This window comes from Alkalicoccobacillus murimartini, assembly GCF_030813245.1.
GTDB lineage: Bacteria > Bacillota > Bacilli > Bacillales > Bacillaceae_D > Alkalicoccobacillus > Alkalicoccobacillus murimartini.
Map to the genome: position 1 here is coordinate 45096 of NZ_JAUSUA010000010.1, position 22423 is coordinate 67518.

At 41.3% G+C, this 22423-nt stretch carries 32 protein-coding genes; 29 read left to right on the forward strand and 3 right to left on the reverse strand.

Annotated elements, in window-relative coordinates; translation table 11 throughout:
* Positions 1 to 24 precede the first annotated feature (24 nt).
* The 27 genes from J2S05_RS20130 (at position 25) to J2S05_RS20260 (ending at position 19460) form a co-directional block, all read left to right on the forward strand.
* Complete coding sequence (locus J2S05_RS20130) at positions 25 to 675, forward strand: adenylate kinase (protein ID WP_306986046.1); 651 nt, start codon at positions 25 to 27, stop codon at positions 673 to 675.
* A complete protein-coding gene (gene map / locus J2S05_RS20135) occupies positions 672 to 1418 on the forward strand; it encodes a type I methionyl aminopeptidase (RefSeq protein WP_306986047.1) in 747 nt (248 codons plus the stop codon). The genes J2S05_RS20130 and map overlap by 4 nt, the downstream gene beginning before the upstream one ends.
* A 166-nt stretch (positions 1419 to 1584) precedes the next feature.
* Positions 1585 to 1803: a translation initiation factor IF-1 gene (infA, locus tag J2S05_RS20140; protein WP_306986049.1), complete on the forward strand. Its 219-nt coding sequence runs from the start codon at positions 1585 to 1587 to the stop codon at positions 1801 to 1803.
* 69 nt (positions 1804 to 1872) lie between these two features.
* On the forward strand, positions 1873 to 1986 hold the full coding sequence (gene rpmJ / locus J2S05_RS20145) for a 50S ribosomal protein L36 (protein WP_143850501.1): 114 nt from the start codon (positions 1873 to 1875) through the stop codon (positions 1984 to 1986).
* 22 nt (positions 1987 to 2008) lie between these two features.
* The gene (rpsM, locus tag J2S05_RS20150) at positions 2009 to 2374 is read left to right on the forward strand and encodes a 30S ribosomal protein S13 (RefSeq protein WP_306986052.1); all 366 of its coding nucleotides are present in this window, start codon (positions 2009 to 2011) and stop codon (positions 2372 to 2374) included.
* 22 nt (positions 2375 to 2396) lie between these two features.
* A complete protein-coding gene (rpsK, locus tag J2S05_RS20155; RefSeq protein WP_306986053.1) occupies positions 2397 to 2789 on the forward strand; it encodes a 30S ribosomal protein S11 in 393 nt (130 codons plus the stop codon).
* A 158-nt stretch (positions 2790 to 2947) separates the two neighbouring features.
* The gene (locus J2S05_RS20160; protein ID WP_203090909.1) at positions 2948 to 3892 is read left to right on the forward strand and encodes a DNA-directed RNA polymerase subunit alpha; all 945 of its coding nucleotides are present in this window, start codon (positions 2948 to 2950) and stop codon (positions 3890 to 3892) included.
* Between the two features lie 141 nt (positions 3893 to 4033).
* The gene (gene rplQ, locus J2S05_RS20165) at positions 4034 to 4396 is read left to right on the forward strand and encodes a 50S ribosomal protein L17 (protein ID WP_306986056.1); all 363 of its coding nucleotides are present in this window, start codon (positions 4034 to 4036) and stop codon (positions 4394 to 4396) included.
* A gap of 101 nt (positions 4397 to 4497) precedes the next feature.
* Positions 4498 to 5334 carry an energy-coupling factor transporter ATPase gene (locus J2S05_RS20170; RefSeq protein ID WP_306986058.1) on the forward strand — a complete coding sequence of 279 codons (837 nt, stop codon included), beginning with the start codon at positions 4498 to 4500 and terminating at the stop codon, positions 5332 to 5334.
* Entirely contained in the window at positions 5310 to 6185 is an 876-nt protein-coding gene (locus tag J2S05_RS20175) for an energy-coupling factor transporter ATPase (RefSeq protein WP_306986060.1), read from the forward strand. Before J2S05_RS20170 ends, J2S05_RS20175 begins: the two co-directional genes overlap by 25 nt.
* Positions 6185 to 6979 carry an energy-coupling factor transporter transmembrane component T family protein gene (locus J2S05_RS20180; RefSeq protein WP_306986062.1) on the forward strand — a complete coding sequence of 265 codons (795 nt, stop codon included), beginning with the start codon at positions 6185 to 6187 and terminating at the stop codon, positions 6977 to 6979. The genes J2S05_RS20175 and J2S05_RS20180 overlap by 1 nt, the downstream gene beginning before the upstream one ends.
* An 11-nt stretch (positions 6980 to 6990) precedes the next feature.
* Positions 6991 to 7755, forward strand: coding sequence for a tRNA pseudouridine(38-40) synthase TruA (gene truA, locus J2S05_RS20185; RefSeq protein WP_306986064.1), 765 nt, complete (start codon positions 6991 to 6993; stop codon positions 7753 to 7755).
* A 172-nt stretch (positions 7756 to 7927) separates the two neighbouring features.
* Positions 7928 to 8365 carry a 50S ribosomal protein L13 gene (gene rplM, locus J2S05_RS20190; RefSeq protein WP_306986065.1) on the forward strand — a complete coding sequence of 146 codons (438 nt, stop codon included), beginning with the start codon at positions 7928 to 7930 and terminating at the stop codon, positions 8363 to 8365.
* Positions 8366 to 8384: 19 nt separating this feature from the next.
* The gene (gene rpsI / locus J2S05_RS20195; protein WP_143850491.1) at positions 8385 to 8777 is read left to right on the forward strand and encodes a 30S ribosomal protein S9; all 393 of its coding nucleotides are present in this window, start codon (positions 8385 to 8387) and stop codon (positions 8775 to 8777) included.
* A 236-nt stretch (positions 8778 to 9013) separates the two neighbouring features.
* Complete coding sequence (locus tag J2S05_RS20200; protein WP_306986068.1) at positions 9014 to 11284, forward strand: phosphatase PAP2 family protein; 2271 nt, start codon at positions 9014 to 9016, stop codon at positions 11282 to 11284.
* Between the two features lie 209 nt (positions 11285 to 11493).
* The gene (locus J2S05_RS20205; RefSeq protein WP_306986070.1) at positions 11494 to 12144 is read left to right on the forward strand and encodes a DNA alkylation repair protein; all 651 of its coding nucleotides are present in this window, start codon (positions 11494 to 11496) and stop codon (positions 12142 to 12144) included.
* 99 nt (positions 12145 to 12243) lie between these two features.
* Positions 12244 to 12774, forward strand: a complete 531-nt coding sequence (gene sigY, locus J2S05_RS20210) for an RNA polymerase sigma factor SigY (RefSeq protein ID WP_306986072.1) — start codon at positions 12244 to 12246, stop codon at positions 12772 to 12774.
* A complete protein-coding gene (locus J2S05_RS20215; protein WP_306986074.1) occupies positions 12761 to 13105 on the forward strand; it encodes a YxlC family protein in 345 nt (114 codons plus the stop codon). The genes sigY and J2S05_RS20215 overlap by 14 nt, the downstream gene beginning before the upstream one ends.
* 301 nt (positions 13106 to 13406) lie before the next feature.
* Positions 13407 to 13610, forward strand: coding sequence for a PLD nuclease N-terminal domain-containing protein (locus J2S05_RS20220; RefSeq protein WP_306986076.1), 204 nt, complete (start codon positions 13407 to 13409; stop codon positions 13608 to 13610).
* The gene (locus J2S05_RS20225; RefSeq protein ID WP_306986078.1) at positions 13610 to 14515 is read left to right on the forward strand and encodes an ABC transporter ATP-binding protein; all 906 of its coding nucleotides are present in this window, start codon (positions 13610 to 13612) and stop codon (positions 14513 to 14515) included. Before J2S05_RS20220 ends, J2S05_RS20225 begins: the two co-directional genes overlap by 1 nt.
* Positions 14512 to 15291 (forward strand): ABC transporter permease, encoded by a 780-nt coding sequence (locus J2S05_RS20230; protein ID WP_306986080.1) that lies wholly within the window; start codon positions 14512 to 14514, stop codon positions 15289 to 15291. Before J2S05_RS20225 ends, J2S05_RS20230 begins: the two co-directional genes overlap by 4 nt.
* Before the next feature lie 172 nt (positions 15292 to 15463).
* Positions 15464 to 15946 carry a DUF2975 domain-containing protein gene (locus J2S05_RS20235; RefSeq protein ID WP_306986082.1) on the forward strand — a complete coding sequence of 161 codons (483 nt, stop codon included), beginning with the start codon at positions 15464 to 15466 and terminating at the stop codon, positions 15944 to 15946.
* Between the two features lie 10 nt (positions 15947 to 15956).
* Positions 15957 to 16169, forward strand: coding sequence for a helix-turn-helix domain-containing protein (locus tag J2S05_RS20240; RefSeq protein ID WP_306986084.1), 213 nt, complete (start codon positions 15957 to 15959; stop codon positions 16167 to 16169).
* A 12-nt stretch (positions 16170 to 16181) separates the two neighbouring features.
* Positions 16182 to 16985, forward strand: coding sequence for a DUF817 domain-containing protein (locus tag J2S05_RS20245; protein ID WP_306986086.1), 804 nt, complete (start codon positions 16182 to 16184; stop codon positions 16983 to 16985).
* 117 nt (positions 16986 to 17102) lie between these two features.
* A complete protein-coding gene (locus tag J2S05_RS20250; RefSeq protein ID WP_306986088.1) occupies positions 17103 to 17540 on the forward strand; it encodes a DUF2521 family protein in 438 nt (145 codons plus the stop codon).
* 71 nt (positions 17541 to 17611) lie between these two features.
* Positions 17612 to 18325 (forward strand): N-acetylmuramoyl-L-alanine amidase CwlD, encoded by a 714-nt coding sequence (gene cwlD, locus J2S05_RS20255; RefSeq protein ID WP_306986090.1) that lies wholly within the window; start codon positions 17612 to 17614, stop codon positions 18323 to 18325.
* Between the two features lie 79 nt (positions 18326 to 18404).
* Positions 18405 to 19460, forward strand: coding sequence for an Mrp/NBP35 family ATP-binding protein (locus J2S05_RS20260; protein ID WP_306986091.1), 1056 nt, complete (start codon positions 18405 to 18407; stop codon positions 19458 to 19460).
* Positions 19461 to 19503: 43 nt separating this feature from the next.
* Here the strand turns inward: J2S05_RS20260 and gerD are convergent, their stop codons facing one another.
* Positions 19504 to 20088 (reverse strand): spore germination lipoprotein GerD, encoded by a 585-nt coding sequence (gene gerD / locus J2S05_RS20265; protein ID WP_306986093.1) that lies wholly within the window; start codon positions 20086 to 20088, stop codon positions 19504 to 19506.
* Positions 20089 to 20237: 149 nt separating this feature from the next.
* Between gerD and J2S05_RS20270 the strand changes: the two genes are divergently transcribed.
* Positions 20238 to 20843 (forward strand): KinB-signaling pathway activation protein, encoded by a 606-nt coding sequence (locus J2S05_RS20270; protein ID WP_306986095.1) that lies wholly within the window; start codon positions 20238 to 20240, stop codon positions 20841 to 20843.
* Positions 20844 to 20949: 106 nt separating this feature from the next.
* Here the strand turns inward: J2S05_RS20270 and pdaB are convergent, their stop codons facing one another.
* Positions 20950 to 21711: a polysaccharide deacetylase family sporulation protein PdaB gene (gene pdaB, locus J2S05_RS20275; RefSeq protein WP_306986097.1), complete on the reverse strand. Its 762-nt coding sequence runs from the start codon at positions 21709 to 21711 to the stop codon at positions 20950 to 20952.
* Positions 21712 to 21842: 131 nt separating this feature from the next.
* On the opposite strand from pdaB, the gene J2S05_RS20280 reads away from it, so the two are divergent.
* Positions 21843 to 22064: a hypothetical protein gene (locus tag J2S05_RS20280; protein WP_306986099.1), complete on the forward strand. Its 222-nt coding sequence runs from the start codon at positions 21843 to 21845 to the stop codon at positions 22062 to 22064.
* Between the two features lie 150 nt (positions 22065 to 22214).
* On the opposite strand, the gene J2S05_RS20285 is transcribed toward J2S05_RS20280, so the two are convergent.
* Positions 22215 to 22423: hypothetical protein (locus tag J2S05_RS20285; RefSeq protein ID WP_306986101.1), on the reverse strand; the 209-nt coding region annotated here is incomplete at its 5' end.

Below are 22423 nucleotides of genomic sequence, written 5' to 3' on the forward strand. Positions count from 1 at the left end.
AGAACGGATGAGAGGGGACTCGTAATGAATCTAATGTTAATGGGACTGCCGGGTGCCGGTAAAGGAACCCAGGCAGAAAAGATCTCTAAAAAATATGAGGTACCTCATATTTCGACGGGAGATATGTTCCGAGCTGCAATCAAAGATCAGACTGAATTAGGAGTGGAAGCTAAGTCCTATATGGATGGCGGTAACCTTGTCCCTGATGAAGTCACAATTGGTATAGTACGCGAGCGATTGTCTCAGGACGATTGCAAAAAAGGGTTTCTATTAGACGGATTTCCTAGAACAGTAGCTCAAGCACAAGCGTTAGAAGAAATTCTAGCTGAACAAGGACGTACGTTAGATTACGTACTCTATGTTCATGTTCCTGAGCAATTACTAATGGATCGTTTAACTGGTAGAAGAGTTTCTTCTTCTGGCCGTACGTATCATGTGCTGTTCAACCCGCCAAAGGTTGAAGGTAAAGATGATGTGGACGGAAGCGATTTGATTCAAAGGGAAGACGACAAACCAGAAACCGTTAAAAAGCGTCTAGAGGTAAATATTGCGCAAACACAGCCGCTTATTGACTTCTATACTGAGAAAGAGTATCTTCAAACGATACATGGTGATCAAGAAATTGGTCAGGTGTTTGAAGAGATTGATTCCCTGTTAAAGGGACTCCATGCATGATTATTCTAAAGACCGAAAGGGAAATAGAAATTATGCGTGAAGCTGGTCGAATTGTGGCACTGACTCATCAAGAGCTCAAGCCACATATCAAGCCAGGGGTCACAACAGGTGAACTCGATCAAATTGCTGAGAGATTCATTCGATCTCACGGGGCAGTGCCTTCTTTTAAGGACTATAACGGATTTTCAGGCAGTGTATGTGCTTCAGTAAATGAGGAACTGGTACATGGTATTCCGGGTAAGCGGGTTCTGAAGGATGGCGATATAATCAGTCTGGACATTGGTGCCTATCATAATGGATATCATGGAGATTCAGCATGGACTTATGCCGTTGGCTCAGTCAGTGAGGATGATTCGCGGTTATGTGAGGTAACTGAAGCAGCTTTGTATAAGGGTCTAGAGCAGGCAAAACCTGGTGCTAGATTATCTGATATTTCACATGCTATTCAGGATTATGCCGAGCCTCTTGGATTCTCCATTGTAAGAGAGTATGTCGGACATGGTGTCGGGCAAAACTTACATGAAGATCCACAAATTCCGAACTACGGACCTCCTGGTAAAGGCATCCGCCTTAAAAAGGGTATGGTACTAGCAATTGAGCCGATGATCAATGCAGGTTCTAGGTATGTCCGAACACTTGCAGATAATTGGACGGTTGTTACCGTAGATAGCAAAAAGTGCGCTCATTATGAGCACACGATTGCAATAACAGAAACAGGCTATGAAATTTTGACAAAAGCTTGATTTTGTAAGGTGAATAGTCGATTTTGATTGGCTTTAATGTTATTATAGGAATGTTAGGGGTTTTTTGTTTGAAGAGGCAAAACCCTCTTTTGATGAAACTTGCTTTATGATGAATTCCGTACTAGTTTATATAAACATGATTTACTGAAGGGAGGAACATTAGTACATGGTCAAAGAGGATGTTATTGAAGTAGAAGGAACGGTTGTAGAACCGCTTCCCAATGCGATGTTTCGTGTAGAGCTTGAGAATGGTCACAGAATCCTCGCTCACGTATCAGGTAAGATTCGGATGCACTTTATTCGTATTCTTCCAGGAGATAAGGTCACAATTGAACTTTCTCCATATGATCTGACACGTGGACGAATCACTTATAGGTATAAATAACATCAAACAAGCATAAGCGTAACGCTTTGTTACGGCTGTGCGCTTCCTTACAGGAGGGGGTTATCTGTTATGAAGGTCAGTCCATCGGTAAAACCAATTTGCGAAAAATGTAAAGTCATTAAACGCAAAGGTGTCGTAATGGTTATTTGTGAAAATCCGAAACACAAGCAAAAACAAGGTTAATTCATAAGGAGGTGCAGAACGCATGGCACGTGTTGCAGGTATTGATATTCCGCGCGATAAGCGAGTAGTTATCTCACTTACTTACGTTTTCGGAATCGGTAAAACTAAAGCTTCTCAAATTCTTGCACAAGCTGGTGTATCTGAGCATACACGAGTTCGTGATTTAACAGAAGAAGAGCTTGGTAAAATCCGTGAAGCATTAGAAGCTCATTCAGTTGAAGGGGATCTTCGTCGTGAAGTTTCACTAAACATCAAACGTTTAATTGAAATTGGTTCATATCGAGGCATTCGCCACCGTCGTAGTTTGCCAGTACGTGGGCAAAACTCTAAAAACAACGCTCGTACACGCAAAGGTCCACGTCGGACTGTAGCTAACAAGAAGAAATAAGTAAAGGAGGTCGAACATAACTATGGCTAAGAAAACGAATACTCGTCCAAAGCGCCGGCAGAAAAAGAATATTGAAACTGGTGTGGCCCATATCCGCTCTACTTTCAATAACACGATTGTGACAATCACGGATACTCAAGGGAACGCTATTTCTTGGGCTAGTGCTGGAGCACTTGGATTCAAGGGTTCTCGTAAATCAACTCCATTTGCTGCACAAATGGCTGCAGAAGCAGCTGCTAAAACAGCAATGGAACACGGAATGAAAATTATTGAGGTTTCTGTTAAAGGTCCTGGAGCTGGACGTGAAGCAGCAATTCGTTCTTTACAGGCAATTGGACTAGAAGTTAACATGATTAAAGATGTTACTCCTGTTCCACACAATGGCTGCCGTCCACCAAAACGTCGCAGAGTGTAACGGAATCACTCAGTTGTATAGATTTCCTGTAAGTGTCAATAATGGATGAGACGATCACAATCCGATTGACCTGAAGGTGAAAGTTTGGATTTGCCTATGACGATTAGGCAATCCATGCGGTCTACCGGAGTTCGACGTTTTGAAGGAGGGTTTGTTTAATGATCGAAATTGAAAAGCCAAATATTGAAACGGTTGAAGTTAGTGAAGACGCTAAGTATGGGAAATTTGTAGTTGAACCACTCGAACGTGGGTATGGTACAACACTAGGAAACTCATTACGCAGAATTCTCTTATCCTCTCTTCCGGGTGCAGCTGTAACAGCTGTTCAGATTGATGGTGTATTACATGAATTCTCAACGATTGAAGGCGTTGTGGAGGATGTAACAACTATTATTTTGAACCTGAAAAAGCTTGCTCTAAAGATTTATTCTGAAGAAGAGAAGACACTTGAGATCGACATTCAGGGTGAAGGTGTTGTAACAGCTGGTGACTTAACTCACGATAGTGATGTTGAGGTCTTAAATCCAGATCTTCATATTGCTACGTTGACAAAAGGTGCGAATCTGCACATGCGTCTTCTAGCTAAACGAGGTCGTGGCTATGTATTGGCTGAGGGCAATAAGAATGACGATCAACCGATCGGAGTTCTTCCAATTGACTCTATCTATACTCCTGTTGCGCGTGTAAACTATCAAGTTGAGAATACACGTGTCGGTCAAGTAACTAACTATGATAAACTAACCCTTGATGTTTGGACAGATGGAAGCACTCGTCCCGAGGAAGCTGTTTCTCTTGGTGCTAAAATCCTGAACGAGCATCTCAATATTTTTGTTGGATTAACGGATCAAGCGCAAAATGCTGAAATCATGGTTGAAAAAGAAGAGGACCAAAAGGAAAAAGTACTTGAGATGACGATCGAAGAACTTGACCTTTCTGTTCGTTCTTACAATTGTTTAAAGCGTGCTGGCATTAACACGGTTCAAGAGCTGACACACAAAACAGAAGAAGACATGATGAAGGTACGTAACCTTGGTCGCAAATCATTAGAAGAAGTTCAAGAAAAGTTGGGTGAGCTAGGTTTAGGTCTTCGTAACGAAGAATAAGCCGGCCCCGGCCGTTTCTTTTATTCGCTTCTAAACACAATAAGCAACCTTAAACAATAGCTTTTTTACAGGCTTTTGTTAGGTGATTTTTTCATGTTAAGGACTCTGCTCTAAGCAGCAGGTTAAAGGAGGGAAATACACATGGCATACGCAAAACTTGGTCGTGATAGTGCTGGACGTAAAGCATTATTCCGTGATCTTACTACAGATCTAATTATCAACGAGCGCATCGAGACTACTGAAGCAAAAGCGAAGGAGCTTCGTTCAATCGTTGAGAAAATGATTACTCTTGGTAAGCGTGGAGACTTGCATGCTCGTCGTCAGGCAGCTGCATTTGTTCGTCGTGAGGTAGCTAATACAGAGACAAAGCAGGATGCAATCCAAAAGCTTTTCGCTGATATCGCACCACGCTACGAGGAACGTCAAGGTGGATACACTCGTATTCTTAAAATTGGACCGCGTCGTGGAGACGGTGCACCAATGGTATACATTGAGCTTGTATAACCTATAACGTTTATATAAGGCGACTAAGGGCAGGAGAGACTGTGAGCATGCATGCTCTGACTCTATTGCCCTTTTTTGTATTCAAAAAAAGGAGTGAGTGGATGACTGTTCTTATTGATATCCAAGATGTGAGCTTTCAATACCCTCACTCTTCTAAATCTGTTCTAACTGACGTGTCCATTCGTATTAAGCGAGGGGAATGGGTGGCGATTGCTGGACGTAATGGTTCTGGCAAATCGACATTAGGTCGTTTGGTAACCGGTCAGCTACAGCCAACTTCAGGGAGCATTCTACTAGCTGGAGACCAGATCGATAGCTCTGCATCTGATAGAATAGGTCGAATGCGCTGTGGCTATGTCTTTCAAAATCCAGATCACCAATTTATTGGTGCAACCGTATGGGATGATTTAGCCTTTGGTCTAGAAAACTACGCGATCCCTCGTGAAGAGATGCTTAGCCGGATGCGAAAGTATGTAGCTGTGTTAGATCTAGAAGATCTAATCGATCAAGCACCTCATCAATTATCAGGTGGGCAGAAGCAACGTGTCGCCTTGGCAGGTGTCATGGTACTTGAGCCTGACGTCATTATCCTTGATGAGGCAACGAGTATGCTGGACCCAAAAGGACGTACAGAAGTAATGAATGCATTAGCGGAGATCTCCAGGCGTGGTGTGACCATTGTTATGATCACTCACGATATGGAGGAAGTTATGCAAACGGAACGTCTGATTATTGTTCATGAAGGACAACTAGTTGCAGATGACCATCCGTTTAAGGTGTTTGAAGAAGATCACCTCATTCAAGAGGCGGGATTGAAACGACCTTTTGTGGTGGAGCTTCAGCAAGAACTAGGTAAAGCTGACCTGCCCTTACATGGTCAATGTCGTACGGAAGGGGAGTTGATTAAGCAATTATGCAGCTTTCCTTTAAACAAGTAAGCCATACGTATATGGGCGGTACACCATTTGAGCACCAAGCATTACATCGTGTCAGCCTAACTATTCCAACAGGCTGCTTTGCGGTTGTGATCGGGCCAACAGGTTCAGGTAAGTCAACACTTGTACAGCATATGAACGGGTTACTTCGACCGACAGCGGGTGAGGTTCGGGCTGGAGCGTTTCATCTGACACCCAAGAAAAATCGTACATCTTTGCTGAAGCTTCGGCAGTCTGTAGGGTTTCTTTTTCAATATCCAGAGCATCAATTATTTGAGGAGACCATCAAAAAAGAATTGATGTTTGGTCCAATCAATTTTGGAGTGGCGAAGGAAGAAGCCGAAACTCGGGCTGAAGCTATACTTCCTAAGGTCGGGTTGTCTCCTGAACTATTGCCTGTGTCTCCATTACAGCTATCAGGGGGACAAATGAGAAGGGTAGCGATTGCATCTATCCTCGCTCAGCACCCTGAGCTATTGATTCTGGATGAACCTGCGGCAGGCCTTGATCCTGAAGGGCGAGAGGTTATCTTGAATATGCTCTATGAATACCATCAGCAGCATAATCAAACAACTGTTCTTGTTACCCATCATATGGAGGATGCACTACGGCTGGCAGACCTTGTTATTGTAATGAATAAGGGAGCAGTCTTTTTAAGTGGCACACCAGAAGAGGTATTTTCAGAATCGAAAAAGCTTGAATCGATTGGGTTAGAGTTACCAGAAACGATTCGCTTCATGCGCGATGTGAAGAATTCATTTGGGTTACCTGAAGTGCCCTTCCTTAAAACAAGATCTGAGGTTGTTAAATACTTAACACGCCTACTTTCTACTAAGGGGAAGGGTGGGGTGTAATGTCTTATTCGATCATCGGTCAATACGTTCCGGCACAATCGTTTATGCATAAATTGGATGCGCGTTCGAAGATTGTCTGTGTCTTTACCTTAGCCATAGTCATCTTTTTGGCAGGGACGTTTCAAACGTTACTCGTCATGGCGGCTAGTACGATTGTACTGGCGTTCTTCTCGCGTATCCCCGTTCATTATTATGTGAAGAGCATGAAACCAGTTCTTATCCTTATTACTTTTTTCTTCTTATTTCATTTGTTTTTCACTCGTGACGGGACGGAGTTATATTCGATTGGTCCGGTAGCGGTATATTCTGGGGGCGTGGCAAAAGGTTCGTTTGTAGCGCTACGAATTCTGACGTTGCTCATGTTTGCTTCATTTTTAACTTTAACCACAAAGGTAGTTGATCTGACAGATGGACTGGAACGTCTATTATCACCGCTTCAACGAGTGAAGGTTCCAGTACATGAAATGGTCTTAATGATGTCTATTGCCCTAAGGTATATTCCGATATTAATGCAAGAAACAGAAAAACTTAGTCGTGCTCAGGCCGCTAGGGGAGCCGACCTAACAACAGGTCCAGTTCTATCGAGGATAAAAGCTTTATATCCCTTGCTGCTACCATTAATTGTTCAGTCGTTTAAACGCGCAGAAACAATGGCTCAGGCCATGGAAGCAAGGGGTTACCAAATGGGTGCAAAGAGAACCTACCTGCGTGAGTTAACCTGGAGAACAGGTGACACGCTCACCATCTGCTTTACAGTCATCACCACAGTAGGGATTATTTTTCTTCGGAGTTAGGAGGCTGTTCCATGCAAAGGATTGCTTGTCTGATTGAATACATCGGTACAAACTTTGCGGGGTACCAGGTTCAGCCAAATGGCCGGACCGTACAACAAGAGATTGAGACGTCCCTAATGAAGCTGCATAAGGGACAAGATATCAAAGTCTCGGCTTCAGGTCGAACAGATGCTGGGGTGCACGCTAAGGGGCAAGTGATTCACTTTGATAGTCCTCTAAGCATTCCAGCCGATCGTTGGGCAAAAGCACTAAATACTCTGCTTCCACGAGACATTCGAATCATCGCCAGTCAATATGTAGATACTGACTTTCATGCCAGGTATACAACAACCGGAAAGCAGTATCGGTATAAGGTGATTCGTCGTGATGATATCTTTATGCGGAACCGAGCCTACTATGTGCCTCATTCGCTTGATATCGAAGCGATGAGAGAAGCTTGCGGCTATATGCTGGGTACACATGACTTTAGTTCTTTTTGTGCAGCAAATACGTCTGTAGAGGATAAGGTGAGGACGATCACTCAGTGTGAGATTGCCGAGCATGATGATGAACTGAACTTTATTCTCGCAGGAAACGGATTTCTTTATAATATGGTCCGGATCGCTGTGGGCACATTGCTTGAGGTTGGATCAGGCAAACGAAGCCCTAGTGAAGTGGCTCAGATCATTTCATCTGAGAATCGAAAAGCTGCCGGAAAAACAGCACCAGCACACGGACTCTATTTGTGGTCAGTAACGTATGCAAAGCCTTTATTTATAAGGGAAAATGAAAGATGAAACACCCGGCAGAGTTTTTACAAGATAGTGTTGACTTTACTACCGAAATATTATATGATGTTAAATGGTAATTCTAAAGACCCACTAGCCCCGGGTTACGGAATGGACATGTAACCAATATACATTCAATGAAACATGAATACAGAAATAATGTTCTTAGGAGGGACAATCCATGCGTACAACATATATGGCAAAGCCAGGTCAAGTAGAACGCAAATGGCATATTGTTGATGCTGAAGGACAAACGTTAGGTCGTTTGGCTTCTGAAGTAGCGTCAATTCTACGCGGTAAAAACAAACCAACTTTCACACCTCACATTGATACAGGTGATTTCGTGATCGTCATTAATGCGTCTAAGATTCAACTAACAGGTAACAAATTGAACGGTAAGATCTACTACCGTCACTCAAATCACCCAGGTGGTCTTAAGCAGACAACTGCTAACGACATGCGTAACAACAAACCTGAGCGTATGATTGAACTAGCTGTAAAAGGAATGCTTCCTAAAAATACTCTTGGCCGTGCTCAAGGTATGAAGCTTCACGTATATGCAGGTAGCGAACACAAACATCAAGCACAAAAACCAGAAGTTTACACACTTCGCGGTTAATCGATAGGAGGGTATTACTTTGGCTCAAGTACAATATTATGGTACAGGTCGCCGCAAGCATTCAACTGCTCGTGTACGCCTTGTTCCCGGTGATGGAAATATCGTAGTAAACGGTCGTTCTCTAGATGAGTATTTTGGTCTTGAAACACTAAAGCTTATCGTTAAACAACCACTTGTTGAGATCGATGTAGTAGGACAATATGATGTACACGTAAACGTTGACGGCGGTGGATTCACTGGTCAAGCTGGTGCAATTCGTCACGGTATCTCACGTGCACTTCTTAAAGTAGATCCAGAAAACCGTCCAGCTCTTAAATCTGCTGGATTCCTGACTCGTGACGCACGTATGAAAGAGCGTAAAAAATACGGTCTTAAAGCAGCACGTCGCGCACCTCAGTTCTCAAAACGTTAATATACTTGCTATATCAATGTTTACCCTCTTTGCTCTTAGGAGCAGGGAGGGTTTTTTCGTGTGTTTTGAAATCACTCTCCTCTTTTCTCCTTCGCTTCACCTCTACATGAAATTTTATGATCTTAACACTTTCCCTACATACGTTTAACAATCAGTCCTTAAAATGAAACTAATGTATGAATTGATTTAAAAATACGCAGCAAAAAAAGGAGTAATGAAAAGAAGATATGAAACTCATGCGAAAAACATCAACAATACTACTACTTTCAGTGCTAACTATAGGATCTCTTGAGCATACTGCTCATGCTGCCAGTCAACTAGTAAAACCTTCAAAGCCACAAGGGACAACTGAAGAATTAAATACAGATGCGCCTGTTGAGGAGCAAGCTTTATCAGCAGTGGATCATGGTGGAAATGCGGACGATGATCAATTAAAGAATATTGCTGAGACTAATCCTTTTATACATATTCTAGATGGGTTTGATCAAGTATGGTCTATGAATCAGCCAGAGTGGAGAGACGGAACAGCCTTAACTGTACCTGGTGAAAATGGTGAGGTTGCAGATTATGGTGACGGACCTACCGTATATTTTGATGGATATAAAAATGATCAGACAAAGGTAGTAGCAGATAAGAAGACATATGCTAACACAGAAATTAGAGATCCAGCGACGTGGGAAGCGAATATCAGATATGTAGAGCAGGTTACAAATAATAGAACGGATCAAGAGGCGTTAGAGGCTTATTATGATGATCAAAGAGATAAGATATATAGCATGATGGATGGTTTTGGGCCTTTAACGAATGCCTACGTAGATATCGTTAACCCCAAAACAAGTGTTGTCAGATCAGCCGAAGACATGAATACATTACTGGAAGAAACAACGGTAGAAGACGAATCTCAAGGGATGGGAAAATGGGAAGGGTCTGAACTAGAAGATACGATGGATTTAGTTGATTTAATTAGATTCAGGAATCCGTCATCGTCTAATCCTTCTAAATACTTTTATTCTTCTCCAAGACCTTACAGAATGGATTCAAATGGTGAAGTGAAAGAAGTTGTGGATGAGAATGGCTTGCCTGTTTGGGACACAATCGGAAGTGGTGAAAGTGCAGAAGAAGAATTACCTTCAGGTGGTAAAAAAGCAACGGGCGAAAGACAGTACCAGCAATATGAAACGAATGTGAAAATTATCCCTGCGTTAGAATATGTAAAGAGAATAGCGGAAGACGGCAGAGGTAAAGACGGAGCCTTTCCAAGCGGGCATACAAGTGCAGCGTATTTATCAACATTTGGATTTGCATACGCAACGCCAGAAAGATATGCGGAGTTTTTAACAAGAGCAGCTCAAATGGGAGAAAATAGAGTAGTGACCGGTATGCACTCTCCACTTGATATTATAGGAGGAAGAATACAGTCCACGGCTATGACTGCCTATGCATACAATCTTCCAGAAAATCAAGAAGTATTGGATAAGGCTTATCAGAATGCAGGAGATGTATTCGGGGAATTAGCTGCATCAAAAGATATGAGCTTGTACGAATATGCACATACAGTCACAGAAGATTATACGTTTGAAAATGCCTACGATGAAGAAGCGTGGGAAGATCATGAAGCAAATAAAGCGTTCTATCGTGAAAAGCTTACTTACGGGTTACCTCAAACAGGCACAAAAGGGTTAGACCCTGTCGTACCTAAAGGGGCAGAAGTTCTACTCGAAACACGTCAGCCTTATTTGGATGATAAACAACGTAGAGAAGTATTGTATACCACAGAAATTGATTCAGGCTACCCTGTAATAGATGAATCAAATGGTTGGGGACGAATTGATTTGGTCACAGCATCTGATGGATATGGTGAGTTTTTAAGCAATGTAACAGTGAATATGGATGCTTCAAAAGGAAGATATAATGCTCATGATTGGTGGAGAAATGATATCACTGGCGGCGGTATGCTGACCAAGCAAGGGACAGGCACACTTACACTGACAGGAAATAATAGTTATTCAGGGGGCACATTGTTACAAGAAGGAACGTTAGAAGCTACTTCTGAGACTGCTTTTGGCGAAGGCGACCTTTACGTAGAGAATGGTACAGTTTTAGTGAATGTAGATGAACCGTTGAATGTACAGGGTGACGTAACAATAGAAGCCGGAACCTTAGATATTGCGATGGATGATGACGAAACTCAACTCATTGCAAATGGGCTGTTATACCTTGATGGTGGCGACCTGAATTTGGATCTCTCTACTTATGAAATAGATAAAGCTACAGATATTACGTTAATGACTGCCGACAAGGTAGAAGGTACATTCGATCATGTAACGGCAGAGGGTTATGATGTAACTCTCACTTATCATGATGATCATGTTGTTGCCCATATTGCAGCAGACGACAGTAACAGACTACCGGAAACGGCCACTACAATTCCTATGTATTTATTAACAGGGATTTTACTTACTTTAAGTGGCGTGTTCTTGTTCTTCATGAGAAGAAGAGAAGTTTAATCGCTTTTGTAGAGAACTATCAGACTTAAAGCACCGGCATCTTGCTGGTGCTTTTTTTTGGGTGAATTCCCACAAACACCAGCAAGCCAGTTCGTTACCATCTCCTTATGGTAAAATTGAATGCAATAAGATATATCGAAATGTAGTGATAGATAGATTCCACCAATGGCATATTAAAAAAAGCGCATTAAGAAGGAGAGTTGTATCAAATGGATCATAATAAATCATCAAAAGCAGAAAATATTCTATCTCAGATCCATAGTAAAACGAAGCTAGGCGACTTACGGAAAATCGCGAAGGATATCAAAAAAGACCACGAACTAGCTATGGAGCTTTGGACAACAGAAGAATTTTTGCCTAGATTATTAGCCATCTTAATTATGGATAAGACGCTTCTTTCACAAGATGTGCTAGATGTGCTTGATAAGGATATGCAGACGCACACGTTTGATGAGCGAAATAACTTAATGGATTGGTTAATGGCTAATCAACTCACCAAAAACAAGAAGAACATTGCATTGATAGAGTCATGGGAAAGTAGTCCTTCTGCTCTTCAAAGGCGAATTTTTTGGTATTATCAAGCGCGATTGAGATGGACTGGACAAACACCACCTGATAACACCGAAGACTTGCTATCTGCAATAGGAGCTACTATTACGCAGGAAGAACCGGAAGTTCAATGGGCTATGAATTTCACCGCAGGCTGGATAGGCGTTTATGATGAAAAGAATCGAGAGCGTTGTATGAAAATTGGTGAGAAAACGGGTCTGTATAAAGGTGATATGGTTTCAAAAGGCTGTACTCCTGATTACTTGCCGGAGTTCATTACGATTGAAGTGAACAAACGGAAGAATAAGTAGATCCCACTAAAACATTTATAACGGTTTGATGAAAAAAAATGAACGATTTTTCTTAGTTAGTCGTATTACCTATATATCATTATTTATGGAGTAGATCTCATGGATGAAAAGGGTTTAATTCGAAAGGCGAAAAAGGGAGATACATTGGCTCTTTCGCAACTGCTACAACAGAATTATTCGTTCCTCGTAAAGTATTTAATGAAAGTAACCCTTCATCCCCAAATCGCAGAAGATTTAACTCAAGAGACGATGATGAAGTGTATTGAAAAAATCCATCTGTATAATGGTGAATCCAAGTTTTCCTCGTGGCTCATCACGTTAGCAACGAACCTTTTCATTGATCAACAGCGGAGAAAGAAGCGGGAAAAAAACTACCTAGAGCAGGAACAAGCGCTCCGAAAAATGAAGTGGAATGCAGCCAATATGAACGAAGAATGGATAGATGTCCTTGATGTTCTTGCTCAAATTGATGAAGAAGTGCGTATGCCAATTGTGTTAAAGCATTATTACGGATATTCATATCAGGAAATTGGACAAATGATGGGCATTGCAGAAGGAACAGTGAAATCTCGAGTTTCAAATGGTCTAAAAAGTGTACGAAAGGAGTTGGCAAAGCTTGAAGGACTATGATTCTAAAAATAATCGTTCTACGTTGGATGATGAAGAGGAATTAACAGTTAAGCAAGTAACAGATGGTTTAAACAAGCTAGATCAATGGAATTCAGTATCTACTCCAAACTTACAATGGTTTCAACAACATGTTGAAGTAGAGAAAAAAAGAATACGAAAAAAACAATGGAAAGATCTCCTCGCATTTATCTTTGTTGCCATACTTGTGCTTTCAACTGTGATAGCTGTTGTGTATCGTCAGCCCATTCTTTTTCTTTATTTTCAGCTACTAGGAATTATCTTATTGCCCTTAGCTCTTTACAAACCTAGAAAGAAGGTCAGTAATGAATGATTGCAGATGAACTAAGTAGCATACCGCTTTTTTTAAGGATCGTGATTGCACTCATTCTGATTTGCCAGGGATCATGGATGTTCTGGGATGCACGGAAGAGGGGTCACAAAGCGTGGTTATGGGGCTTTTTAGGCCTTATTCAATTTCCAATGTATCTCATCATATATCTTATCTTTGTAAGAAAAATATGTAAAAGAAAGGTCTCGGGATCAAATTCCTGAGACCTTTTTTATTTTTTCGAGAGTGAACGATTAGGCGAACGAAATCGTACTAAGTGTAAATAAACATTTGGAGGAGAAAAATGAATGAACTGTTAAATGGAATCCCGTGGGCAGTGATTGCGCCAATTCTTGTCTTGCAATTGATTCTTATGATGATCGCATTAGTCTCTTGTCTTAGAGAAGAAAAAACAAACGGACCAAAATGGGTGTGGGTCCTTATTATTATCTTTATCAACTTAATAGGACCCGTGCTTTATTTTGTGGTTGGAAGGAGAAATGATTAATGGAATTACTCCTGGCAAACGATTTAGTGAAAAGATTTGGACAGACGAATGCTGTTAAAGGGATTAACTTTCATATTGAAGAAGGCAGGTGCGTGTCATTACTTGGACCAAATGGTGCAGGAAAAACAACGACATTAAAATTGCTATCCGGATTGTTGGAACCTACTTCAGGCAGTATTGATTTTAAAGGGGAGAAAGCAAAGGATTTAAGGGAGTATATTGGGTATTTACCTCAGTATCCTGCTTTCTTTCATTGGATGAGTGGAAAAGAGTTTCTTGTTTTCGCAGGACAATTAGCAAAGCTGGGCCGTAAGCAAGCAGAAAAAAGAAGTGAAGAATTACTTGAGCGAGTGGGCCTAACGGATGCGAAGAAAAGAAAAATAGGGGGTTATTCTGGTGGAATGAAACAGCGTCTTGGATTGGCACAGGCATTAATCCACCGTCCGAAACTACTTATATTAGATGAGCCTGTTTCAGCACTCGATCCACTTGGGAGACGGGAAGTATTGGACATGATGAGAGAGATTAAAGAAGACACAACCATTCTCTTCTCAACTCATGTCCTTCACGATGCTGAAGAAATAAGTGACGACATTTTGATTATGCATGCTGGAGAAATTGCGATATCAGGTAGCTTGGAAAGTGTAATGGATGCGTATCGACAACCTATTTTACAAATTGAGTTTGAATCACAGGCTGCCGATTGGCTAGAGAGCATAGCAAGTTATAGCTTTGTATCCGAAGTAAACAGTCAAGGGAATAAAGCCAGCATCGTATTAAACGATATGGAAAATGGGAAGCAAACCATATTAAAAGAAATCGTGGATAGAAAACTTCCGATACGTACGTTCGAAATATCTCAAACAACACTAGAAGATTTATTTATGAAAGTGGTGAAGGCATGAGACAATGGACCGTACTATATCGAAAAGAATTAACTGAAATGGCGCGAAACTATAAACTTTTATGGATTCCAATTGTCTTTATATTGCTAGGTGTGATGCAGCCGGTTAGTTCCTATTATATGCAGGAAATATTGGACACTTTTGGCGGCCTTCCAGAAGGGACAATTCTAGAAATGCCTACTCCTACTGGGGTGGAAGTATTAATGCAGGTTCTTTCTAATTACGGGATGTTTGGTGTGCTTATTCTAGTTTTGAGTGCAATGGGTGTCGTTTCCGCAGAAAGGCAGAGCGGAGTAGCAGGTATGATTATGATTAAACCAGTTCCTTATTCCTCGTATATAGTATCGAAATGGGCGGGCTTAGTTACAATTACACTCATCTCATTGTTTACCGGATATGCAGCTTCTTGGTATTATACGAATGTACTCATTGAAACCGTTCCGTTTGAGCTCATTTTTCAAAGTGTAGTGATCTACAGCATATGGTTAGTCTTTGTTGTGACTTTGACGCTCTTTTTTAGTACGATCATGAAAGGAAATGGCAGTGTCGCGTTTGTTACGATCTTTGTAGTCTTTGCCCTGTCGACGGTTACTTCGATTCTGGGAAAGAATATGAAATGGAGTCCGGCTACAATGATTGAGCACACAGGACAGACCTTGCTGTCAGGAGAAGTAGATGCTAGTTTCTTGCTAGCTTTTATGACAACAATTGCGATGATCATCGTTGTTCTCATATCATCCATTCAAATCTTTAAGCGAAAAGAGCTATTGGATTAAAGGTGTTATGCATAAAATCTTATATACGTTACCAAGACCTTCATCCTTTTGGACGGGGGTCTTTTTTCTGTGTGACCTCAAATGATTTATCTATTATCATTAATTATTTATTGATAAACGATAAATGAGGTGGTATATTCTTTATAGATATTAAATGAATGAGGTGCTTTATATGAAAAGGGAGACACTCTTTCTCAAAATGGCTGTTCTTTTAATTGGGAGTCCAGTGCTTGCTTTGTGTCTGTTTGGGGTACCGAGGATTGCCTCGAGTGATACATCTATACTTGGTCCGGAACTTAGTTTTTGGAGGATTCCTTTGATCATCGGATTATATTTGACGGCATTTGCGTTTTTTGTAGCGTTGTATCAAGCAATTAAACTTCTCGGCTTGATTGATAAAAATGAGGCATTCTCAGAGTTATCGGTGCGAGCGTTAACAGTTATCATGACGTGTGCGGTGATCATCAGTATCTTTTATGTGGCGGTCTTACCACTCTTATATGCGGTGGCAGAGATAGAGGATGCACCAGGAATTATCGTTATTGGCTTAGTTATCTTATTTGCTTCTACAGTCATCGCTGTGTTTGCAGCTGTGTTGAAGAAGCTCTTCAAACATGCCATTGAGATAAAATCAGAAAATGACTTAACGGTCTGAGGTGAACAACATGGCAATTATTATTCACATTGATGTCATGCTAGCTAAAAGAAAAATGAGTGTGACGGAATTAACAGAGAAGGTAGGCATTACGATGGCTAATCTATCTGTTTTGAAAAATGGAAAGGCAAAAGCAATTAGGTTCTCTACATTAGAAGCCATTTGCCAAGCGTTAGAATGCCAGCCTGGAGATATTTTAGAATATAAAAACGATGAGGACTAAGGAGGATGGTTCATGAATGCTACCTTACAGAAGGTCGAAACACGGACATTAAGTGGAGTGTTGCAGCTTGTTCGTTTTGGCTGGGAGCAAGCGATGTCTTGTTTATTTCCTGTTGTTATCTTTGCTCCATTGGCCCTTACACAAGTTATCCCGCTTCCCTTTCTGCCTCGATACGATTGGCTGCTCATCATTTGTCTTCTGATGCAGGTTTGGATGGTGCGTTCTGGACTAGAAACACGTGATGAACTAAAAGTTATTACGCTGTTTCATGTCATTGGCCTGGCTCTTGAGCTATTTAAGGTGCATATGGGTTCTTGGGTGTATCCGGAAGATGGGTTCTCTAAAATTATGGGGGTACCGTTGTATAGTGGATTTATGTACGCAAGTGTTGCAAGTTATCTTTGTCAGGCTTGGAGAAGACTTGATATCCAACTAATTAAATGGCCGCCTTTTTTACTTGTTGTACCTGTGGCCACTGCCATTTACCTTAATTTTTTTACGCATCATTTTTGGATTGATATTCGCTGGTGGTTATCAGCTCTTGTAATGATCGTATTCTGGAGATCGTGGGTTTCTTATAAGGTGGGTGAAGAGCGTTACCGGATGCCGATTGCCTTTTCGTTTATTCTCATTGGCTTCTTTATCTGGGTTGCTGAAAATATCGCTACCTTTTTTGGAGCGTGGCAATACCCAAATCAAACGGATGTCTGGAGTCTTGTACATTTAGGTAAAGTTAGTTCATGGCTATTATTAGTCATTGTGAGCTTTTTAATTGTTGCTACCCTGAAGCGAGTGAAAGGGAAAGCATCTGTATAGATTCTCTCGAAAAGCTTCCTGCTGAGGAAGCTTTTTGTGTTACTAACTGGAATGATTTCCACTGCATGTGAACAACCATTCCATCAAATACTACTTATACGAGAGGAGTTGTATAAGGTGGAGGTCATCACAACATTAGCAGATAAAAGACGGGAGAAACGTTGGAACTTTGAGCGGAAGCTTCTTCAGGAAATATCGTTGAAGGAAATTGAAAAACAGTTTCATGAAACGTTTGAAACCGTCATTCCTAGAGAGTATGCCAAAAGACCATTTTTGGTGGACCCCAGTTTGGATATTGGCATTGATGCCTATTTACTTGGGGCGAACTATAGTCGTTTCTTTCAACACGGTGAAAATGAACAGCAGGCTAAAGTGCGAGCGGAAGATGAATTAACGGATCTTTCTTTTGATATGTTTAATTTACTGACATGCTGGATACTCGAAGGAGAACGGTATGGTGATGCGTTAGGGATTGCTAGTGATGTGTATGTCGATACATTGTGGCAACGCGGGTTTCAAGCGGGGGCCAAACGATATCGGATGAAGCTACATTAATTTTTAATAAATCATGCTCATATTCTTACCCTTGTCCCAATATACATGTATGGAGATGAGGGGGGAGAGACATGCGGTTAAAATGGATGAAGGTTATTATTGGATCGCTCTTTGCAGCGGCCTTATTTTATATCATACAAGATCAACTTCAAAGTGATAAATCAATTGGCTGGCACATGCCGTTGTCTCAACGAGTGATTGTCCTTGATGCAGGGCACGGGGGAATGGACGGAGGCGCTGTATCTAGTGCAGGGTACTTAGAGAAAGAAGCGACTCTTGCTATAACGAAGAAGGTGCGTGATTATTTGCAGGAGGCAGGAGCGATTGTTTTATTAACTAGGGAAGATGATCTCGACTTGGCTGAAGAGGGAACAAAGCGAATTCGGTCACGTAAGGTAGAAGACCTTAAACGTCGGGCAGAAATAGTGAATGAGTCCGATGCTGACTTATTTATTAGTGTTCACATGAACGCGATTCCTTCTCCAAAATGGAGAGGCGCCCAAACGTTCTACCATCTAAATCAATCGCAGAATTCAGTTGTCGCGAAATTAATTCAAGATGAATTGGTACGTAACCTGGAGAATACGAATCGATTAGCCAAGCCGATTCAACATGTTTATTTGCTTAAAGAAGCTAAGATTCCAGGTGCGCTAGTGGAGGCAGGGTTCTTATCAAATCCAGAGGAAGCTGCACTCTTAGAGACGGAAGAGTATCAAGAAAGTGTAGCTGCATCCATTTACCAAGGGATCTTGCGTTATTACTCAGGTGAGGAAGCCCCTAAATAGCTCAGCCAAATTGGTTTAAGCCTCTTTGGCTTCTATGCTATACTTAGACAAGATACAGGTATAAGGAGAGGGGATTAATATGTTAACAGAAGCAGCTATTGTGGAAGCGCTCACCCGCGTGAAAGATCGCGATTTAAATAAAAGTATTACTGAAACTGGCGGAGTCCGTGAAATTAGTATAAATGATAATAATGTTAGCTTAAAGATTGCCTTAGCACGAACAGGCACCCCTGATCAAATGGAAATTCAACAAGAGGTAGTGAACATCCTTAAAGGCGAAGGAGCCGCATCTGTTGGCTTGCGTTTCGCTGATCTAACAGAAGAAGAGATTGAAGCTCAAGGTGGATTTGGGGAAGAGCCCTTTGAAGGTCCATCTATCCTTGCTCCAGATAGCAAAACAACGTTTATCTCTGTGACAAGTGGGAAAGGTGGAGTGGGTAAATCGACGGTTTCTGTCAATTTAGCCGTATCACTAACCCGTCTTGGGAAAAAGGTTGGTATTATTGACGCGGATATTTACGGATTTAGTGTACCTGATATGATGGGCATTGAAGAACGTCCGGTTGTACATAATGAACGGATTTTCCCAGTAGAGCGCTTTGGGGTAAAGGTCATTTCTATGGGCTTTTTCGTAGAGGATAATGCACCGGTTATATGGCGTGGCCCTATGCTAGGCAAAATGATTAATCAATTTTTCTCCGAAGTAGAATGGGGAGAGTTAGACTATCTTATTATGGACTTACCGCCAGGCACAGGTGACGTCGCACTAGATCTTCACACGATGATTCCACAATCGAAGGAGATTCTTGTCACCACACCGCATGCAACGGCAGCGTTTGTCGCAGCTCGTGCTGGAACAATGGCCATTAAAACCAACCACCAGATCTTTGGGGTAATTGAAAACATGGCTTACTTTGAAAGTAAAACGACCGGTGAACGGGAGTACGTCTTTGGACGTGGTGGTGGAACAAGGTTAGCAGAAGAACTTAAAACAGAAGTGCTAGGCCATATTCCTTTAGGTCAGCCAGAAATTGATGAGAATGATTTTGCGCCATCTATCTATGGTCCAGAACATCCGATAGGTATCATCTATACAGAGGTAGCCAAAAAAGTAATGAACAAGCCTCTTCGTTAAATAAAAAAGGCAGCAAAATCATTGTGATTTTGCTGCCTTTGATTTATTGTGAGTCGTCATTATTTTCTTCTTTATTAGACTGATTAGACTCTTCTGCTACTTTTTTTAACATTTCATTAAGCTTCTCTTGAAAATAAGGACTATCGAAGTTTTCCTTCATAACCGTGTTCAATTGCTCCCGGTATTCTTTTGTTTTCATCATTTCTATTGCGGCCTTTTCCATCTCAGGATCCTTTAACACATCCATGAGCATGCCTTGATATTCAGGGTCCTTCATCAAGGTTTTTAACATCTTCTCATTTTCTTGCTGCATACTCTCAGCGAACGTTTTAGCGAACTCAGGGTCTTTTAAGATCTCTTGCCAATACGTTTTTCCATTATCGGATGTAAGTGTATCTTCAATCGTCTTTTTCACCATTTCTTGATCCATAACAAATTCTTCACGCATATCTTCTTCCGTCATCAATTCATGAATCGCTTGTTTTCCCTCATCCGTCTTTAGCATATCAACCATCATTTTTTTGGTTCCATCATAGCTTGTATCAGAGTTGTCACCACCATCGTTCGATGCACAACCAGATAAAAGTAAGATGATACTAAGGCCAAGCGCAATGCAACCTTTGTTCATTACACATACCTCCCTTCAGGATCTGCTATGCTTAATTTGACATGAAATCGAAAAGAATATGCATCGCTTTCATATTAGATGTGGAAACCTGTCGAACTCGTTGGTACAATTAGCATAGTAGGAGCTACATATACAATGGGGGATATCGTGTGAATAGCCGTAAAGTAGTTTTTTTATTTTGGAGTACGTTGCTTGTTGGAAGTATTAGTGGGGGAATCGTTGGTAGTTTTCTGAACTCTTCTCGATTACTCGAGGGTGGATTTGCTAACTTTTTCTGGGGAGCAACCTGGGCGATTGGTATTAGTGCGGCCTTTAGCTTAATTGCACAAATGGGATTCTTTGCGTATCTGACCTTACATCGTTTCGGACTGGGCATTTTTAAGTCGGTTCGTTTATGGAATCGGATTCAAGTGGTCATTATTGCTTTTGTTGTCTTTGATTTATTTTATCTACGCTATATGGCTTTTGCTGAAGAAGGGGAAAGTATATGGTCGTATATGATCATCCCTGTACTCTTGCTAGTATATGGACTAGTTATAGCAGCGATAAAAGCAAAAGCCACCAATCGACAGGCTTTTATACCAGCATTGTTTTTTATCGTTGTTGTCACTTCAATTGAATGGGTACCGGCTCTTACAGCGAATGACCCTAAATGGTTATGGATTTACTTTGCACCATTATTAGCTGCAAATACGTGGCAGCTGTTAATATTACATCGTTTGACAGGAACCGGGAATGAAGCAGCAAAGACATAACGAGTGCAAGTCCTGAAGCATAGCTTCGGGGCTTTTTTATTGAGTGATTTCCAAAATAAAAAAGAGCCGTACTAGGTGTTTTGAATACCTAGTACGACGTTTATACTCATTTGACCTCACTACTTTCAGGTTCAGCTCCTGTCATTAAACTCTCTATAGAAGAGAATGTAAATCCATCGTCACGCAATCCTTTAATAATGTCCGGTAATGCCTTATCTGTTTGTTTAACGGTGTCGGAGGCGTGGAAAAGGATGACGTCACCAGCCGTCGTTTGCTCTAATACATTCTTAATGATTTGATCCGTACCTGGGTTTTGGTAATCCTTTGAATCAACACTCCAATGGATGATACTTAGCCCTTGTTTTTCGGCAATACCAAGAACTTCTTGATTAAAAGCGCCGTTTGGTGGACGTAGCAGCACTGGTTTTGTTTCTGCTAGTTCGGTTAGAACCTGCTGTCCTCTTTGAATATCCTGGCTTACTTTCGTTTGGTCCCACGTATCATAGCTTTTATATTGGTAGCCGTGATTTCCAATAGTAAAGCCTCGTTCGTGAATACTACTAGCCAATTCAGGATAACGCTCGGCCCACGATGCGGATAGGAAGAATGTTGCCTCATCTACATCTTCGCTTTCAAGGACGTCGAGTATAGGAGTTAACCGTTCCTCTCCCCAGCTAACATTAAATGTTAAAGCAACTTTTTTCTCATCTGTTTCTGATCGATAAAATGCTTGTGGGCCACTATCGGTTGTAAAGACACTGATTGAGTTTCTCTCTAGATATAGCCAACCAGCTGCAAAAAAGGCGGCTATCATAATAATGGTTACGGCTCTCCAATTTTGTCCATTGATTACCCAGATTCCTTTCACCCGCCTCGTCCCCCTCTTGATGTTTCTACCCAATTTATGCAGAAGCGGACAAGATATGAATAAAAAGATACAAATAAGAAAAGACTTAAAGCTATTGTGTGAAGTTATGTTGATGGATGAGGTGGCTGTGTATGCTTGGGATGTTGTTGGATTCAAAAGAGGCAAGAGAAATTGAATATCTACTGAAGCGAGAGATGGAAGAGATTTTGCTCGATTTATCGGATCCGCGGATTGATCAAGTAGTGAAACGTGTCATGCGAGAGAAATACCAGGTTATATACGGGTTATACAAGCGTTTTGTCGCACCTCAAGATCGAATTAAGTATGCACTTGCACTAGCTGAACGAAAATAATTGTCGTTTTCAGCTATTATTTATAAATAAATGATTGACGGCTTTTGTCGGGGCGTGTTATATTCTTTAATACCGCCACAGGGACACAATGTTGGTTAAAACATTTTAAGAAAAAAGTTATTGACTTTCAAAGTTAACTGCGGTAAAGTATTAAAGGTCGCCACAAGCGATCATGAGTTCTTTGAAAACTGAACAAAAGCCAAGCGTACGAAGAGATACACAGTATCTCATAGTAACAAAAAAGTCGCAGTTCATTCTGTGCATTTGGAAAGTTGATGGAGACATCAACGCCAGCAGTTGAGCAATCAACTCACCACTTTTATGGAGAGTTTGATCCTGGCTCAGGACGAACGCTGGCG

Coding starts and splice junctions, on each gene's coding strand:
- J2S05_RS20260 (WP_306986091.1), top strand. CDS start 18,405: ATGTTAACAGAAGCAGCTATTGTGGAAGCGCTCACCCGCGTGAAAGAT.
- cwlD (WP_306986090.1), top strand. CDS start 17,612: ATGCGGTTAAAATGGATGAAGGTTATTATTGGATCGCTCTTTGCAGCG.
- rpsK (WP_306986053.1), top strand. CDS start 2,397: ATGGCTAAGAAAACGAATACTCGTCCAAAGCGCCGGCAGAAAAAGAAT.
- rpmJ (WP_143850501.1), top strand. CDS start 1,873: ATGAAGGTCAGTCCATCGGTAAAACCAATTTGCGAAAAATGTAAAGTC.
- J2S05_RS20180 (WP_306986062.1), top strand. CDS start 6,185: ATGTCTTATTCGATCATCGGTCAATACGTTCCGGCACAATCGTTTATG.
- rplM (WP_306986065.1), top strand. CDS start 7,928: ATGCGTACAACATATATGGCAAAGCCAGGTCAAGTAGAACGCAAATGG.
- J2S05_RS20235 (WP_306986082.1), top strand. CDS start 15,464: ATGAAAAGGGAGACACTCTTTCTCAAAATGGCTGTTCTTTTAATTGGG.
- J2S05_RS20170 (WP_306986058.1), top strand. CDS start 4,498: ATGACTGTTCTTATTGATATCCAAGATGTGAGCTTTCAATACCCTCAC.
- J2S05_RS20230 (WP_306986080.1), top strand. CDS start 14,512: ATGAGACAATGGACCGTACTATATCGAAAAGAATTAACTGAAATGGCG.
- J2S05_RS20240 (WP_306986084.1), top strand. CDS start 15,957: ATGGCAATTATTATTCACATTGATGTCATGCTAGCTAAAAGAAAAATG.
- J2S05_RS20280 (WP_306986099.1), top strand. CDS start 21,843: ATGCTTGGGATGTTGTTGGATTCAAAAGAGGCAAGAGAAATTGAATAT.
- J2S05_RS20225 (WP_306986078.1), top strand. CDS start 13,610: ATGGAATTACTCCTGGCAAACGATTTAGTGAAAAGATTTGGACAGACG.
- infA (WP_306986049.1), top strand. CDS start 1,585: ATGGTCAAAGAGGATGTTATTGAAGTAGAAGGAACGGTTGTAGAACCG.
- J2S05_RS20175 (WP_306986060.1), top strand. CDS start 5,310: ATGCAGCTTTCCTTTAAACAAGTAAGCCATACGTATATGGGCGGTACA.
- J2S05_RS20200 (WP_306986068.1), top strand. CDS start 9,014: ATGCGAAAAACATCAACAATACTACTACTTTCAGTGCTAACTATAGGA.
- truA (WP_306986064.1), top strand. CDS start 6,991: ATGCAAAGGATTGCTTGTCTGATTGAATACATCGGTACAAACTTTGCG.
- J2S05_RS20130 (WP_306986046.1), top strand. CDS start 25: ATGAATCTAATGTTAATGGGACTGCCGGGTGCCGGTAAAGGAACCCAG.
- rplQ (WP_306986056.1), top strand. CDS start 4,034: ATGGCATACGCAAAACTTGGTCGTGATAGTGCTGGACGTAAAGCATTA.
- J2S05_RS20220 (WP_306986076.1), top strand. CDS start 13,407: ATGAATGAACTGTTAAATGGAATCCCGTGGGCAGTGATTGCGCCAATT.
- J2S05_RS20205 (WP_306986070.1), top strand. CDS start 11,494: ATGGATCATAATAAATCATCAAAAGCAGAAAATATTCTATCTCAGATC.
- rpsM (WP_306986052.1), top strand. CDS start 2,009: ATGGCACGTGTTGCAGGTATTGATATTCCGCGCGATAAGCGAGTAGTT.
- map (WP_306986047.1), top strand. CDS start 672: ATGATTATTCTAAAGACCGAAAGGGAAATAGAAATTATGCGTGAAGCT.
- gerD (WP_306986093.1), bottom strand. CDS start 20,088: ATGAACAAAGGTTGCATTGCGCTTGGCCTTAGTATCATCTTACTTTTA.
- J2S05_RS20245 (WP_306986086.1), top strand. CDS start 16,182: ATGAATGCTACCTTACAGAAGGTCGAAACACGGACATTAAGTGGAGTG.
- J2S05_RS20160 (WP_203090909.1), top strand. CDS start 2,948: ATGATCGAAATTGAAAAGCCAAATATTGAAACGGTTGAAGTTAGTGAA.
- sigY (WP_306986072.1), top strand. CDS start 12,244: ATGGATGAAAAGGGTTTAATTCGAAAGGCGAAAAAGGGAGATACATTG.